Raw genomic sequence first — 14,592 nt, 5'->3', positions numbered from 1 at the left:
AGAGGGGAATAATTTAAATATGCAAGTTTCTAATAATTCGGTGAATGATACTGCTAGGATTAAGAATTTAAAAGGTTTTGATGTCAATCAGCCGCCCGATCCCAAATTGATTGATAGTTGTGTACATTGTGGTTTTTGTCTGTCCACTTGTCCTAGTTATCGGGTGATTGGTAAAGAGATGGACTCACCCAGGGGACGCATCTATTTAATGGATGCAATTAACGAGGGTGAAATAGCTCTGAATAAGGCAACTGTACAACATTTTGATTCTTGTTTAGGTTGTCTGGCCTGTGTAAGTACTTGTCCTTCTGGTGTGCAGTATGATAAGTTGATTTCTGCGACTCGTCACCAAGTAGAACGCAATCACCCCCGCAGTTTACCAGATACCTTGATTCGTAAACTGATATTTTCTTTGTTTCCTAATCCTAATTTATTACGACTGTTTTTATTTCCCTTGCTAGTTTATCAAAAGTTGGGCTTACCAAAGTTAGTAAGGACTACAGGGTTACTCAAGAAAGTATCTCCGCGTTTAGCGGCGATGGAATCAATCTTACCAAAAATTACCCTGCAATCCTTTCAAGATAACCTACCAGACATTATTCCCCCCCAAGGGGAGAAGCGTTACCGGGTGGGGGTGATTTTGGGATGTGTGCAACGGTTGTTTTTCTCCCCGATTAATGAGGCCACCGTACGGGTGTTAACTGCGAATGGTTGCGAGGTGGTAATTCCTAAATCTCAAGGTTGTTGTGCTGCGCTTCCTGAACACCAAGGACAAACCCAACAAGCCCAAAGTTTAGCAAAACAAATGATTGATAGTTTTGCCGATACGGATGTAGATTTTATCATTATCAATGCTGCTGGTTGTGGTCATACTTTAAAAGAATATGGTCACATTCTCCAAGATGACCCGGAATATCGAGACCAGGCGCGGGCTTTTGCTGCTAAGGTGAAAGATGCTCAAGAATTTTTAGTCAAGGTGGGATTGACGGCTAAATTATCGCCCCTAAGTGATCAGCCTTTAAATTTAGTTTATCAAGATGCCTGTCATTTACTGCATGGACAAAAGATTAGTGTGCAACCACGTCAATTATTACGACAAATTCCCGGGGTGAAGTTAACCGAACCCATAGACGCAGCTTTGTGTTGTGGTAGTGCTGGTGTTTATAATATGCTGCAACCAGAGGTAGCTGAGGAGTTGGGTCAGCAAAAGGTACAGAATTTGTTAAATACAGGTGCACAGTTAATTGCTTCTGCTAATCCTGGTTGTACGTTGCAAATTACCAAGCATTTACAGTTGCAAGGTAAAACCATAGCTGTGATGCACCCTATGGAGTTACTAGATTATGCCATTCGGGGTGTGAAGTTGGATTTTTAACCTGTGTATTTATGCAAGAAAAACTGGGAAAACCCAGTTTTTTCATTTATGACTTAATCATCTGCAAACACTACTACTTATCTGCGACGATTCCAAGGTCCAAAAATAGCCAGTGTGATACCAGGAGATTGAATGTTGACAAATAGGGTTCTACCATCAGCAGAGAAGCAAGCGCCAGCGAACTCACTGCTACCGAGGTTGTTCATGGCAAACTGATAGACTTGACCTTTACCGTTAACGCCTACAATATAGTCTACTCCACCACCGTCTTCGCACAGGAAGAGGTCACCCCAAGGAGCAACGGTGATATTGTCGGGGTCATCTAAAAATTGACCGGTGGGGGAAGCTTCAACAACAAGGGTGATTTCTTCTCTTGCGGGGTCGTAAGCCCAAACTTGTCCATGGCCTCTACCGTTGGATTTATTAACTCCGGGAGGTCCACCATTACTGGCAACGAAGTATACTAGTCCATTACCATACCAAGCTCCCTCACCACGGTTGAAAATGGCAGCACCCAGGTCTTGTGATTGGTGGCGAACACCAGTACGATTGGTAGCACTTTCTGTGTCTGGGTCGGGGTTAGGAACTTGCACCCATTCCACCGGTAATTTTTCACCAACCTTGACTAGTCCCACTTGACCACCTAGATTAGGATTATTGGTGGTGTTGAGGGTGAAGTTTTGTGTACCTCTAACTTTGAGAGCATACAGAGTACCGCCTTGAGCCAAGTCCCCGGCTTTGGTAGGCTTAACATTAGGTACAAACCGATAGAAGCAGCTATCAGCACGGTCTTCAGTTTCGTAGACATAGCCAGTTCTGGGGTCTACAGCTATAGCTTCATGATTAAAGCGTCCCATGGCTATCAAGGGAACTGGGGTGACTAAACCGCTATTGGGGTCAGCTACAACTTCAAAGTTGTAACCGTGTCTGGCGGTTGCAGTACCAGCAGTACCAGTGGTGTTGGTAGTTGTGGAGAAGGTTTCTTCACAGGTGATCCATGTCCGCCAGGGTGTGGGTCCACCAGCACAGTTACGACTGGTACCTGCGCAGGAGTTAAAGCTTTTGATGGGTCTGCGGTCTGCTCCCACTACGATGGTACTGGTTCCGCCTTGAGAACCTGTGGAGTAGCGGATATCACCACGAACGGGGTGGGTGGCAGTGTTACCCAGTTCATGGTTACAGACTAGAATTGTTGAGCCGTTAGCTCCAGAGTATGCGGCCATCCCGTCATGGTTGGATGGTACTGTGAACCCGTCGCTCATTGGCTGACCAGTAAAATGGAAGGCGGTGTAGTTGAATGCTCGAGGGAGTTTTAAAATGGGTCTGTCTCTAAAGTTACCAGGAAGTTCAGCTGTGTTTAAAGGCAGCTTTTCCTCCAGAGGTCCATAACCGGTACTTGTGGGCATTTCACCATTGGCAACCTGGGCATAAAAGGCTTCTAATGGTGACAGCATTGTCACGGTAGCCGCACTTGTACCAGCTAAGGTTAAGAATTTACGTCGTGAGACTTGCATTGTGTTGTTCTTCTCTTTAACTAAATGTGCGATCGCCCTGTACGCAGCACCGAAGGCGATCTGCTTGCAGCAGCGCTTCGCTATCGCACTGTAAAAAGTTATTCGAGGAACATTAAGGTGACATAATAATTGGTTTAATTTTCGTTTAATTTACGGTTATACCAGGGAAAAGGGTTAAAAATGGCTATTTTGAGGCGCGCCCATCAAATAAGACTAGGGTCTATCCTTGAGCCTAGGGTGTAGCTGCTTTGAGTCTCAAAAACCATTCTTGATCTAGATCACCTGTGATTCCATCAGTAGCCACAATGGTACTGTGAGGATTTTTTGGTATAGCCAGCCGACTAAAAATTGGCACACCTTGACCACCCATTGGCGGAATCCAGGCAGATTGTAGGCAGAAGAACACAATATATAGAGGATTTGGAGTACCTTAGTTTTGATGATACCATCTTGCTAATTTGACACCTATGCGAGATTTCAATGTTTCTTATAATTAAGATAAAAATCTTTGTATCTATCAAAGGTTCTTATTTATCCTTAATGAAGTAGTAATAAGTTATTAAATAATGCCGAGGATTCTTGTCATAGACGATGACGCAGCCATTTCCGAACTAGTGGCCGTCAATTTGGAGATGGCTGGCTATGATGTCAGCCAGGCGGAAGATGGTATAAAAGGTCAAGCGCTAGCGCTACAGCTACAACCTGACTTAATCATGCTTGACCTGATGTTACCCAGAGTAGACGGGTTTACAGTTTGCCAACGCCTACGAAGGGATGAGCGCACGGCGGAGATCCCGGTATTGATGCTGACGGCTTTAAGCCAAACTCAGGACAAAGTGGAAGGCTTCAATTCGGGGGCGGATGATTACCTCACCAAGCCTTTTGAAGTTGAGGAGATGTTAGCACGGGTGCGGGCATTATTGCGGCGTACTGACCGCATCCCCCAAGCGGCAAAACACAGCGAAATTCTCAACTATGGGAATTTAACTCTGGTTCCAGAAAGATTTGAGGCTATATGGTTCAATCAAACGGTGAAACTTACTCATCTGGAATTTGAACTACTCCACTGTTTGCTGCAACGTCACGGTCAGACGGTTTCCCCGAGTGAAATCCTGCGGGAAGTTTGGGGCTATGATCCAGATGATGACATTGAAACTATTCGGGTGCATATCCGCCACTTGAGAACTAAACTAGAACCAGATCCTCGTCATCCTCGCTATATCAAAACAGTGTATGGGGCGGGATATTGTTTAGAGTTACCTAGCTTACCTCAATCAAATGAGGGTGCTTCTGCATCGGTGGTAGAGTAAAATTTATCCGGGATTTCATAGTTGATGTCAAGTTATGTAACCTACTCTACAAATAGGTTCACATTGAGTTATTTACCCGTAAAAATTTGAGGTAATTGGATGAGCTAAAGTATGGGATAATTCCAAAGTGAATCAGGTTGGCAAAAATAACTTTTCTCAGACGGAGAAATCCCGGTTACAAACTGCTCAGTTGCTGTTTTAACTTCACAGGGAAACACGAAAATGGGTGACCATGGCTATGAATGTGCATTCCCAAACTAAGCGGGGTTGGGCGTAACACAGTAAGGATTTACGAGTTTGTTCTAGTTGGTGGATGATTCCTGATTGATGCCACTGTTGCCAGTAGGATTGTTGGAGATAATCGACTAACCATAGTTGTGCCTCTGTGTCTAAGTCTTGGGCGATTTTCTTGGCTAGTTCTAAGGCTGGGCGGTAGGATGATGGTCTTTTGGTGACTTCTAGAAGTAAACTTTCGGGAATTGCTTGTAATTGCTCATAGGATGCGATCGCACTACCGGGACTACCAGCTGCCATATTTAAGAGTGCGTGATTTGTCAAAATTGCCTCATGTCCTGTTTGGGTGAGGACTTGAGTTAAGCAATGTGTATCTAAGGGATAAAAGGGGATGCGTTGACAGCGTGACACCAATGTGGGCAAAATAGACTCAGGGGATGGTGCAATTAAAATTATTGTCGCTTTTCCGGGTTCTTCTAAGGTTTTAAGTAGGGCATTAGCAGCTGCTTCTGCCATTGTCTGGGCTGACTCAACAACGACCACGTTTCTGGGTGCTTCCCAGGGAGGACGGCTGAGAAATTCGCTAATTTCCCGAATCTGTTCTAGTCTGATGACGGGGGGGGCTTTGCGCTTAAGTTTTTTCTCGGCTGCTTCTGCGGCTGTTAATCTTTGCCCTTGGTATTGGTAGGTCGGTTCTACCCACCACAAATCGGGATGATTACCTTGACGCAGACGATTTTGTAAGGTGGTAATATTCTGTGTTTCTACGTAAAGTAACAGTTGTACAAAGCACTTAGCGGCTAGGGTTTTACCCACACCGTCTCTGCCAACAAACAAATAAGCCGGGGCGATTCTGTCTTGTTTAAAGGCTTGAGTGAGTAGTTCAATGGCTTGGGGTTGTCCCAGTAAGGGTGCAAAGATGTCTGGTATCACGCAATACTGCCTCGTTTTCTAGCTTCTTTGTAGGAAGTTCCCACATTTCTCAAACCGGCTTTAATCATTTGTCTCTCTAAGAGGGCGAAGAAGCGGGTTCGATCGCCCCCCCGGACTACTGCTTGATTATGGGCTTCGGCGATCGCTATGGGGTAGCCCTGGCCTTTCTGCACCTGGGCCAGCATTAACGCCAATGCTTGGTTGAGGGTATCTGTATCTTCAGATACCCAAGCAGGAAATTCTATCCGGGCAATTTCACTGCCTACATGGACGTGGCAAAAGTAAATCATTTGCTGTTCATAAAGTTCTAAAATCCTGCTATTACTACGCCATATCGGTCCCCGTTGTCCTGGTTGTAATGTGGTTCCCCATAGGGTGGTATCTCTCAAGGTGTCAAAAACCTGACAAGGATATTTTTCTGCGGAGTCTGGACAATAACTTTTACAGTCGGGGACTGTATGGGGACAGGTCAATAATCTTAAAAAGTTGGTAGAATCAGTGTGGCGAGAGGCGCTAAGATATCCCAGGAGGGGAATTTGAGCTTGATGCAACTGTTGCCATGCTTCTAGGATTGGTGGTAAGATGCGATCGCGTGCATCTAAAGGTAACTGCTCTAAAAACCAGTAAATTAAGGAGCCGTCCACCATGGCTAAGGCTGGGACTTCTCCCTTGGCTGCACAAGCTAATTCTGCTAAAACTGTGGTTTCGGAAACAGTGCGGCGGTATCCCATCCATTCCTCAGGTTTAATTCCCCATTGCGTGGATATATACAGGTCTTCTGGGCGATAAAATACTTCTGGTAAACTATCTAGAAGTGGATGGCGGTTTTGTCCGTAGTGTAAAACTACTCTACCAATGTTCAACAGGTAGCAGTAGGCAATTTCATGATGGTTGGGCGCAATTTGAGACCCGTCGGTGGCGATAACTGTATGTACTTTGGGGGGAACTGGGATATTAATGCGGGTTTCCAGGGGTTCTATTGGTGTAGCATTAGGAAACACAATGCGATCGCGCCATTGTTGCTGAAGCTCTATCAGGTCTTGCTGGGACTTATAGGCTGTTTGTAGATATTGTTGGGCTAATTCTAATCTCTGGTGACTTGCAGCAGCTTCTAAGGTGAGATGTTGACTTAAGCCCTGCATTTGTCGAGCTAATTTTGTAATATCTAGCATAAAATAACTTAGGTTTGGTTGGTGATGTTAACCACAGTTATTTTATATTGCTATAAATTTATAGCACTCATAGCACAATTTTTAGATTTACTCAATCATCTGTGAGTGGAAGAAATCACCACAGATGAACACAGATGATCATGTGCCTAGGGTTTGAGGAGTTATTGCCAGGCAGGGAAGTTTTTAGTAAACTGGGACAGGCTTAGTAGTCCGATGGTGGGATGAGTTTGGGCTGCTTTCCTTTCTGTTTGGGTGTTATATCCCCAGTCTGCTAGGAAAAGTTTCACATCTTCCAGGTCTGTTTGTTGTTGCACTAATTGCAATGTTTTAAGTCTATCTTCGACAAACCACAGTTTAACTGGTTTTTCGGTGGCGTTAGCAATTAATTCTCTCAAAGTTTCATATTTGGGTCGTTTGACTTCTTTACCGAAAATTACCCCTGGGGGTAGGTTCACTCCTTCTCTTGCTAATAACCGCTCTACAAAGCGCCCTTCTTTGGTGGTGACAATGTATATTTTTGTTTCACTCCCTAGGGTGATTTTCATTCTTTCTACTACGCCCGGGTAGAATCTATGCAGGTTTAGCCAACCTTCTAGGTCAGTTTTGATCCATTCATCCCGCAAGTTGTCAAGTTGGAGGGCAATTGTTTGGGATTGCAGATTATACGCTGATAAAATCTGGGGGGTGATTTTCGCCCATTCCTGAAAAATTGAGGTTTCGGGAATTCCATCTATTAAGGCTTTGATTAAAACTGGCATTTCCCAACCGGTTTCAATCACTGGTCTGAGGCGATAGAATCTTAATGGTAAATCATCTGGGGGTGTGTTATCTACTGGGGACCAAATTTTACAGTAAGTCCGCCATGCGACTTCAAAATACTCAATTAGTCCATCGCAAATTACTCCATCAAAGTCTAGTGCTAAAATTGTGGGACTGCTTCCGGTCATTTTGCTGGGAAATAAACTGCTTTTGTTAGATTAGCGAAGAATTTCCAAGTAGGCTGTAATTTTTGTCAGTATTTAATCATTTATGTATTTTTCCGATTCATTCTTGATGTAAAAATCCCGTTTTTAGGACTGAAGAGTAATACTAATACAAATAACCCTGATGCTACTAAAACTATGGCTGGACCAGAAGGTAAATTAAAAAAGTAGCTGAGGTACATTCCGCTAATACTGGAGATACACCCAGCGAATGCGCCTAAAATCATGACTTGATGTAAACGTTTCACTAACAGGTAAGCAGTCGCTCCCGGTGTAATTAACAGTGCTAAGACTAGGATAACGCCTACAGTTTTCATGCTAGCGACAATTGTCAGAGCAATCAGCACCATTAAGCCAAAGTTTAACCGATTTACTGGTAAACCCGCAGCTTGTGCCCCTAGGGGGTCAAAGGTGTAAAATAATAGTTCTTTATATAATAACAAAACAACTATTAAAACTATAGCGGCAATAATGGCGGTGTCTCGCACTTCCTGGGATGTTACCCCCAGAATGTTACCAAATAGAAAGTGACTCAGGTCGATTTTTTGGGTTTTTTGAATGACTGTAATTAAGGTGATACCCGTGGCGAAAAATGCTGAAAGGACTATACCCATGGCTGCATCTTCTTTGATGGGGGAGTGGGTTTTTATCCAGGTGATGGCGATTGTACTGATTACCCCGGCTATAAATGCGCCTAAATAAATGTTTCCTCCTATTATAAAGGCGATCGCTAGTCCTGGCAAGACTGAATGACTGATAGCATCACCCAGTAATGCTAGTCTTTGCACCATTAAGTAACTACCTACCACGGCACACAGCAAACCGACTATGATGGCGACCAGTAGCGATCGCTGCATAAAGGTATATTGCAGTGGCTCAATTAATGCTTCAATCATACGTATTTATACTAGCAGCAGACATAGAGAGAATTTAAGCAGCATGATTAAAGTACATAACTTGACCACCATAGGCGCGATTCAGGTTTGATGCTGTCAGAACTTGCTGTCGTACACCTGTAGCGATTAATTCCCGGTTGAGTAAAATTAAATCATCAAAATGGGTAATTGATTCACCTAAATCGTGGTTAACCACTAAAACAATTTTACCAGCGGCGGCTAATTCCCGAAAGACGGTGAAAATTACAGCTTGGGTTTTTTGGTCAATACCCGCTAATGGTTCATCACAGCAGTATATATCTGCTTGCTGTGCCAAAGCACGGGCTAAAAATACTCTTTGTTGTTGTCCCCCTGATAATTCTCCTATGGGGCGATCGCAATATGCTAACATTTCTACTCGTTGGAGAGCGTTTTTAGTTTCCTGGTGACTAACTGGGGAAAAGCTACGTAACCAACCCGTCTTTTTTACCCTTCCCATCATCGCCACATCCCACACCGTAGCAGGGTAACTCCAATCTATTTGATTGCGCTGGGGGATATATGCGACTTTTTCTAGTTGCTGGGTTAATGGTTTCTCTTTATACAATACTCTGCCACTACTAAGGGGGACTAACCCCAGCATGGCTTTCATTAAGGTACTTTTACCCGCACCATTAGGGCCAAAAATCCCCGTGATTCTCCCTGGTTTAATAATACAGTTAACATCTACTAAAGCTGGTAATGTGCGGTAATGCACCCCCACATGGGTAATATTAATACTCATAGTTCCGGTTTTTCCTGTTCCCTTTGGTGGAAAAATGAAAAGAATATGAGAATATTGTACCTTAAATATGATTAAATATGAGAAAAATATGAGAAGAAGTGTAACTCGATGAAATCAACAGCTAGATTATTGTGCCAAGCTGTGGTAGGAGTATTATTAGGGCTGGCCATAGGGGGATGTAACCAACTAGACAGTAACGACATCTCAGGGGAGATGAATGGACAACCGCGAGTAGTTGCAACTAATACTATTATTGCTGATTTGGCTGAGGTAGTTGGGGGAGAGGAAATTGAGTTAATTAGTATTCTCCAAGCAGGTGTAGACCCCCATGTTTATGAACCGACTCCAGCAGATGGCCGGGTTTTAGAAACGGCTGATTTAATTTTGTATAATGGCTATGATTTGGAACCGGGATTAATTAAGTTAATGAATGCGGTGGGTGAAAAAGCCCAGAAGGTAGCAGTGGGGGAAGTTGTCTCAGCTTTGAAGTTAGATCAAGGTGATGGGAAAATTATACCAGACCCCCATGTGTGGGGAAGTGCAGAAAATGCCATCGCTATGGTCAATATAATTCGGGATGAGTTGATTAAATTATCCCCAGCAGATGCTACAGCATTTACTCAAAGAGCATCTGAGTTAACCAATGAATTACAGCAATTACATAACTGGATTAATCAACAAATTCAAACTATCCCCCCAGATAACCGCCAACTGGTGACCACCCATGACGCTTTTCAATATTATACTCAAGCCTATGGGATGGCGATCGCTGGGACATTAATTGGTGTGAGTACAGAAGAACAACCCAGCGCCCAAACAGTTAAGCGTTTGGTAGAGTCTATTAAAAAGACAGGTGTACCCGCTATTTTTGCTGAGACTACAATTAACCAGGCCTTAATTACTACTGTAGCCCAAGAAGCCGGTGTAAAATTAGCACGGGGTAAATTATACTCTGATTCTATTGGTGCAAAAGGTAGTGATACCGATTCCTATATCAAAATGATGGTAGCTAATACTCGCACCATTGTGGAAGCATTAGGAGGCAACTATACACCATTTCAACTTAATTAATTCCATTTTTAAGATATTTTTTTTCTGAGTAACAGATATGAGAGGTAACCTTGGCGATCGCTACTTAATTTAAATGTAAAAAATATACTAATGAATAAACCGACCGAAGTCCGTAACCCTCGAAATGGCAAGTATGACTATGTAATTCTACCGCCATCCCCTAGATTATTATCACACCAATGCCAGCGCGCCCGGAGGGCGCAAATTCGCTGGTATCAGATGGGTTTAGAAGCCAGAATTGAGGCTTTACAGACATGGAAACAAGCAATAGTGACTGGGAGGGAACAGCTAACACAGGCTTTGGTAAGTGATACCGGGAGACTGTCCACCTCAATATTAGAAATCAACTCTTTCCTAGATAATATTGACCGTTGGTGTGACTTAGGACCGGAATTACTGCGAGACTGGGCTAAAAATACAGCAGTCCCATTTATCGCCCTAGAACAAACATCAGTACCTTACCCCTTAGTGGGGGTAATTAGCTCCTGGAACTTACCCCTATTGCTATCTACAATTAATACTATCCCCGCATTATTAGCAGGTTGTGCCGTCATTGTCAAACCTAGCGAGATTTCACCCCGCTTCGTCGCCCCCCTAATTACAGCTCTCAATGGTGTACCAGATATGCGTGATGTGTTAAGTTTTGTGGAGGGAGGAGGTGAAACAGGTGCTAACCTCATAGAAAATGTAGATTTAGTTTGCTTTTCCGGGAGTTTAACCACCGGGAGAAAAGTAGCTCAGGCCGCAGCTCAACGTTTTATTCCCGCCTATTTAGAATTAGAGGGAAAAGACCCAGCCATTGTTTTAGAATCAGCTAATCTGGAATTAGCCACCTCAGCTATTTTGTGGGGTTCGGTGGTCAACGCTGGACAGTCGTTTGTTTCAATTCAAAGAATTTATGTAGCCCAATCAATATTTGAAGAGTTTTATCATCAACTCATAGCTAGAGCTATTAGTTTACAGTTAGCCTATCCCCAGCTGAACAGTGGAGAAATTGGCCCTATTATCACCGAAAGACAAGCCGCAATTATTAACGACCATCTGATAGATGCAATGGAAAAGGGAGCATTAATACATTGTGGTGGTAAGGTGGAACAATTAGGCGGGGGTTGGTGGTGTCGTCCCACGGTAATTACCCAGGTCAACCATTCTATGAAGGTGATGACAGAACCAACTTTTGGCCCCATTATGCCAGTAATGCCATTTACCACCGTTGAGGAAGCAGTATACTTAGCAAATGATTCTATATATGGACAGAGCGCGGCGGTGTTTGCACTCTCCGAGGGGGAGGCCTTAGCTGTGGCCAGACAAATTGATGCTGGTGCTATTAGTATTAATGATGCTGCTTTGACTGCTATTATGTCTGAGGGAGAAAAAAATTCTTTTAAATTCTCCGGTCTGGGAGGGTCACCCCTGGGAAAAGGGTTAATTCAACGCTTCCTGAGAAAAAAAGCATTTTTGATTAAAACTAACTCTAGTCCCGACCCTTGGTGGTTTGATCGGGGTTTGGACGATTTACACTAATTTTACACTCCCCACGGCTAGAAGCCAGGGGATTCTTGCTTCACGGGGATTCCAATGAATTTACCCGCGCTAACGCGCCGCTCCGCTAACTGCAAGCATCTTGACCGTGTGCCCCACGGCTGCAAGTCGCGTGTAAATGGTTGTTTACTCGCTTTGTCCATCATATCACTGTGGCTAAAGCCAGTCAATCGTTCTAATGCGACTAAAGTCGCTAGCGCACTACACCCCCATAGTTAGAAACCAGGGGCACTGTGCGCGTTTTCTGGTAGAGTGGCTCTGGATTCTATTTATATGAGAAGGGTTATAATTTAATTTCTTAATTGCTTAATCTGATATTTAATAAGGTGTAAGTATGGTCAAAGGTGACAAAATTAATTTTTCTACCCCCAGCGGGTTCCCCGAATTTCTTCCCAGCGAAAAACGCTTGGAATTATATTTGTTGGATAATATTCGCCGGGTGTTTGAAAGTTATGGCTTTACTCCCATTGAAACCCCCGCGGTGGAACGTTTAGAAGTTCTGCAAGCTAAGGGCAATCAGGGGGATAATATTATTTATGGCATTGACCCTATATTACCACCAAATCTGCAAGCTCAAAAGGAAAGGGCAGGGGAAACAGGTTCGGAAGCTAGGGCTTTAAAATTCGACCAAACTGTACCCCTAGCTGCTTATATTGCTCGTCACCTCAATGAGTTAACTTTTCCTTTTGCGCGTTACCAAATGGATGTGGTGTTTCGGGGTGAACGGGCCAAGGATGGGCGGTTTCGTCAGTTCCGTCAGTGTGATATTGATGTGGTGGCTCGTCGTGAACTGAGTTTACTCTATGATGCTCAAATGCCGGCAATTATTAGCGAAATCTTTGAGAAAGTTAATATTGGTGATTTTCTGATTCGCATCAATAATCGGAAAGTGCTTACAGGCTTTTTTCAATCTGTGGGTATTCCTGAAAATAAAATTAAATCCTGTATTAGTATAATTGACAATCTAGAAAAAATTGGTGAGGCTAAAGTTAAGCAAGCTTTGGCAGCAGAAGGTATTAATACTGAATATACACAAAAAATTATTGATTTTATTAATATTCATGGTTCTGTTGATCAGGTTTTAGATAAGCTCACGCATTTGGCGGAAAATCTCCCAGAGGCGCAGGTGTTTAATTTGGGGGTGACTGAGTTAGCAACTGTCATTGCAGGTGTGCGTAATTTGGGAGTCTCAGAAAATCGGTTTTGTATTGATTTATCTATTGCTCGTGGTCTTGATTATTATACGGGTACGGTTTACGAAACAACTTTGTTAGGTCATGAGGCTTTAGGTAGTATTTGCTCTGGGGGTAGATATGAGGAGTTGGTGGGGACTTTTTTAGGGGAAAAAATGCCCGGTGTGGGTATTTCTATTGGCTTAACTCGTTTAATTAGTCGTCTGCTCAAGGCTGGTATTCTCAATACTTTATCTCCTACACCAGCGCAGGTGATGGTGGTGAATATGCAAGCAGATTTAATGCCTATTTATTTAAATGTATCTCAAAACCTGCGCCGGGCAGGAATTAATGTGGTGACTAATTTTGAGCAGCGCCCTTTAGGTAAACAATTCCAACTTGCTGATAAACAAGGGATTCAATTTTGTGTAATTATTGGTTCGGAGGAAGCTGCAGCCCAAAGGTCATCTCTCAAGGATTTAAAATCAGGTGAACAGGTGGAAGTAACCCTAGATAACTTAGCAGGAGAAATTAAAAACCGGTTGGGGTAACATGGTTTAGTTAGAGGTTGTTTTAAAAGTCCTTTATGATGTATCAAAAATTTTAGATACACCTAAAACTACACTCGCTCCCTGTGATATTTCTCAAAAATTGTTACAACGGTCAACAGTCAACCTCTACCTAAACTTTTATGACTAAATGGTTTAACACAGCAGGTCCTTGTCAACCAGATATACACTATACCCTACCCACCAGTGAACGGTTACCAGAGTTAAAACGCCTGATTGAACAGCGCAATTACTTTGTCATCCATGCACCCAGACAAACCGGTAAAACCACTGCCATGCTCACCCTAGCACAGGAATTAACAGCCAGTGGTAAATATACTGCTGTCATGGTATCTGTAGAGGTAGGGGCAGCTTTTTCAAATCAACCAGATATCGCCGAATTAGCCATTTTAGACGCTTGGCGGGGTGCTATTAGTCACAGGTTACCTGATGAATTACAACCCCCTAAATGGCCTGATGCTCCTGTAGGGCGACGGATTGGAGCAACATTAGAATCATGGGCAAAGGTTTCATCCCTTCCTTTGGTAGTGTTTATTGATGAAATCGATGCTTTAGCTAATGAAACCTTAATTGCTATATTACGACAAATTCGCGATGGTTATCCCAATCGCCCCCAAGGTTTCCCCCAATGTGTGGCGTTAATCGGGATGCGGGATGTACGTGATTATAAGGTAGCTTCTGGTGGTACTGACAGGTTAAATACCTCTAGCCCCTTTAATATCAAGGTGCGCTCTCTCACCTTGAGTAATTTCACCTTAGAAGATGTAAAGAGTCTATACACACAACACACCGCAGCCACAGGGCAAATCTTCACCCCCGAAGCTATTAACCACGCCTACTATTTAACCCAGGGTCAACCTTGGTTAGTCAATGCTTTAGCTAAGGAAGTTACAGAATACTTAGCACAAGATGTGAATATCCCCATCACGGTAGATTTAATTAATCAAGCTAAAGATATACTAATTCAAAGGCAAGACACCCATCTAGATAGTTTAGCAGAGCGACTGCGAGAAAATAGAGTAAAAGCCATTATAGAACCCATCTTATCTGGGGAAGAA

13 protein-coding genes are annotated in these 14,592 nt (G+C 43.3%); 6 read left to right on the top strand and 7 right to left on the bottom strand.

The annotated features are described in order from the left end of the window. Nucleotides 1-19 precede the first annotated feature (19 nt). Nucleotides 20-1,375 carry a (Fe-S)-binding protein gene (locus IM676_RS06020; RefSeq protein ID WP_200989369.1) on the top strand — a complete coding sequence of 452 codons (1,356 nt, stop codon included), beginning with the start codon at nucleotides 20-22 and terminating at the stop codon, nucleotides 1,373-1,375. Between the two features lie 77 nt (nucleotides 1,376-1,452). On the opposite strand, the gene IM676_RS06015 is transcribed toward IM676_RS06020, so the two are convergent. Next, on the bottom strand, nucleotides 1,453-2,889 hold the full coding sequence (locus IM676_RS06015) for an alkaline phosphatase PhoX (protein WP_200989368.1): 1,437 nt from the start codon (nucleotides 2,887-2,889) through the stop codon (nucleotides 1,453-1,455). Between the two features lie 232 nt (nucleotides 2,890-3,121). Then, the gene (locus IM676_RS06010) at nucleotides 3,122-3,259 is read right to left on the bottom strand and encodes a hypothetical protein (RefSeq protein ID WP_225880527.1); all 138 of its coding nucleotides are present in this window, start codon (nucleotides 3,257-3,259) and stop codon (nucleotides 3,122-3,124) included. A gap of 196 nt (nucleotides 3,260-3,455) precedes the next feature. Between IM676_RS06010 and IM676_RS06005 the strand changes: the two genes are divergently transcribed. After that, nucleotides 3,456-4,199 (top strand): response regulator transcription factor, encoded by a 744-nt coding sequence (locus tag IM676_RS06005; protein WP_200989366.1) that lies wholly within the window; start codon nucleotides 3,456-3,458, stop codon nucleotides 4,197-4,199. 204 nt (nucleotides 4,200-4,403) lie between these two features. Here IM676_RS06005 and holB read toward each other — a convergent pair whose 3' ends face one another. From holB to IM676_RS05980, 5 genes are all read right to left on the bottom strand, one after another. Beyond that, the gene (gene holB, locus IM676_RS06000) at nucleotides 4,404-5,366 is read right to left on the bottom strand and encodes a DNA polymerase III subunit delta' (RefSeq protein ID WP_200989365.1); all 963 of its coding nucleotides are present in this window, start codon (nucleotides 5,364-5,366) and stop codon (nucleotides 4,404-4,406) included. Then, nucleotides 5,363-6,538: a DNA double-strand break repair nuclease NurA gene (locus IM676_RS05995; RefSeq protein WP_200989364.1), complete on the bottom strand. Its 1,176-nt coding sequence runs from the start codon at nucleotides 6,536-6,538 to the stop codon at nucleotides 5,363-5,365. Before IM676_RS05995 ends, holB begins: the two co-directional genes overlap by 4 nt. Nucleotides 6,539-6,699: 161 nt before the next feature. Continuing rightward, nucleotides 6,700-7,485, bottom strand: a complete 786-nt coding sequence (locus tag IM676_RS05990; RefSeq protein WP_200989363.1) for an HAD family hydrolase — start codon at nucleotides 7,483-7,485, stop codon at nucleotides 6,700-6,702. An 80-nt stretch (nucleotides 7,486-7,565) separates the two neighbouring features. Beyond that, the gene (locus IM676_RS05985; protein WP_200989362.1) at nucleotides 7,566-8,417 is read right to left on the bottom strand and encodes a metal ABC transporter permease; all 852 of its coding nucleotides are present in this window, start codon (nucleotides 8,415-8,417) and stop codon (nucleotides 7,566-7,568) included. A 34-nt stretch (nucleotides 8,418-8,451) separates the two neighbouring features. Continuing rightward, nucleotides 8,452-9,225 carry a metal ABC transporter ATP-binding protein gene (locus IM676_RS05980; protein WP_404799837.1) on the bottom strand — a complete coding sequence of 258 codons (774 nt, stop codon included), beginning with the start codon at nucleotides 9,223-9,225 and terminating at the stop codon, nucleotides 8,452-8,454. A 63-nt stretch (nucleotides 9,226-9,288) separates the two neighbouring features. On the opposite strand from IM676_RS05980, the gene IM676_RS05975 reads away from it, so the two are divergent. The 4 genes from IM676_RS05975 to IM676_RS05960 form a co-directional block, all read left to right on the top strand. Next, the gene (locus IM676_RS05975; protein WP_200989360.1) at nucleotides 9,289-10,251 is read left to right on the top strand and encodes a metal ABC transporter substrate-binding protein; all 963 of its coding nucleotides are present in this window, start codon (nucleotides 9,289-9,291) and stop codon (nucleotides 10,249-10,251) included. Nucleotides 10,252-10,341: 90 nt separating this feature from the next. Beyond that, complete coding sequence (locus IM676_RS05970; RefSeq protein ID WP_200989359.1) at nucleotides 10,342-11,775, top strand: aldehyde dehydrogenase family protein; 1,434 nt, start codon at nucleotides 10,342-10,344, stop codon at nucleotides 11,773-11,775. 352 nt (nucleotides 11,776-12,127) lie between these two features. Further along, entirely contained in the window at nucleotides 12,128-13,516 is a 1,389-nt protein-coding gene (gene hisS, locus IM676_RS05965) for a histidine--tRNA ligase (protein ID WP_200989358.1), read from the top strand. A gap of 140 nt (nucleotides 13,517-13,656) precedes the next feature. Continuing rightward, nucleotides 13,657-14,592 (top strand): AAA family ATPase (locus IM676_RS05960; protein WP_200989357.1); only part of this gene is annotated, 936 nt, incomplete at its 3' end.

The organism is Anabaenopsis elenkinii CCIBt3563, assembly GCF_015245355.1.
Taxonomy (GTDB): Bacteria; Cyanobacteriota; Cyanobacteriia; order Cyanobacteriales; family Nostocaceae; genus Anabaenopsis; species Anabaenopsis elenkinii.
Note: the sequence above shows the minus strand (reverse complement) of the source record. Positions and strands in the feature narration are given on the sequence as shown.

Excerpts from the sequence above, each read along its gene's own strand:
- IM676_RS05985 (WP_200989362.1), bottom strand. The coding sequence starts at position 8,417 with ATGATTGAAGCATTAATTGAGCCACTGCAATATACCTTTATGCAGCGA.
- IM676_RS05995 (WP_200989364.1), bottom strand. The coding sequence starts at position 6,538 with ATGCTAGATATTACAAAATTAGCTCGACAAATGCAGGGCTTAAGTCAA.
- IM676_RS05990 (WP_200989363.1), bottom strand. The coding sequence starts at position 7,485 with ATGACCGGAAGCAGTCCCACAATTTTAGCACTAGACTTTGATGGAGTA.
- hisS (WP_200989358.1), top strand. The coding sequence starts at position 12,128 with ATGGTCAAAGGTGACAAAATTAATTTTTCTACCCCCAGCGGGTTCCCC.
- IM676_RS06015 (WP_200989368.1), bottom strand. The coding sequence starts at position 2,889 with ATGCAAGTCTCACGACGTAAATTCTTAACCTTAGCTGGTACAAGTGCG.
- IM676_RS06010 (WP_225880527.1), bottom strand. The coding sequence starts at position 3,259 with ATGGGTGGTCAAGGTGTGCCAATTTTTAGTCGGCTGGCTATACCAAAA.
- IM676_RS05970 (WP_200989359.1), top strand. The coding sequence starts at position 10,342 with ATGAATAAACCGACCGAAGTCCGTAACCCTCGAAATGGCAAGTATGAC.
- IM676_RS05975 (WP_200989360.1), top strand. The coding sequence starts at position 9,289 with ATGAAATCAACAGCTAGATTATTGTGCCAAGCTGTGGTAGGAGTATTA.
- IM676_RS06005 (WP_200989366.1), top strand. The coding sequence starts at position 3,456 with ATGCCGAGGATTCTTGTCATAGACGATGACGCAGCCATTTCCGAACTA.
- IM676_RS06020 (WP_200989369.1), top strand. The coding sequence starts at position 20 with ATGCAAGTTTCTAATAATTCGGTGAATGATACTGCTAGGATTAAGAAT.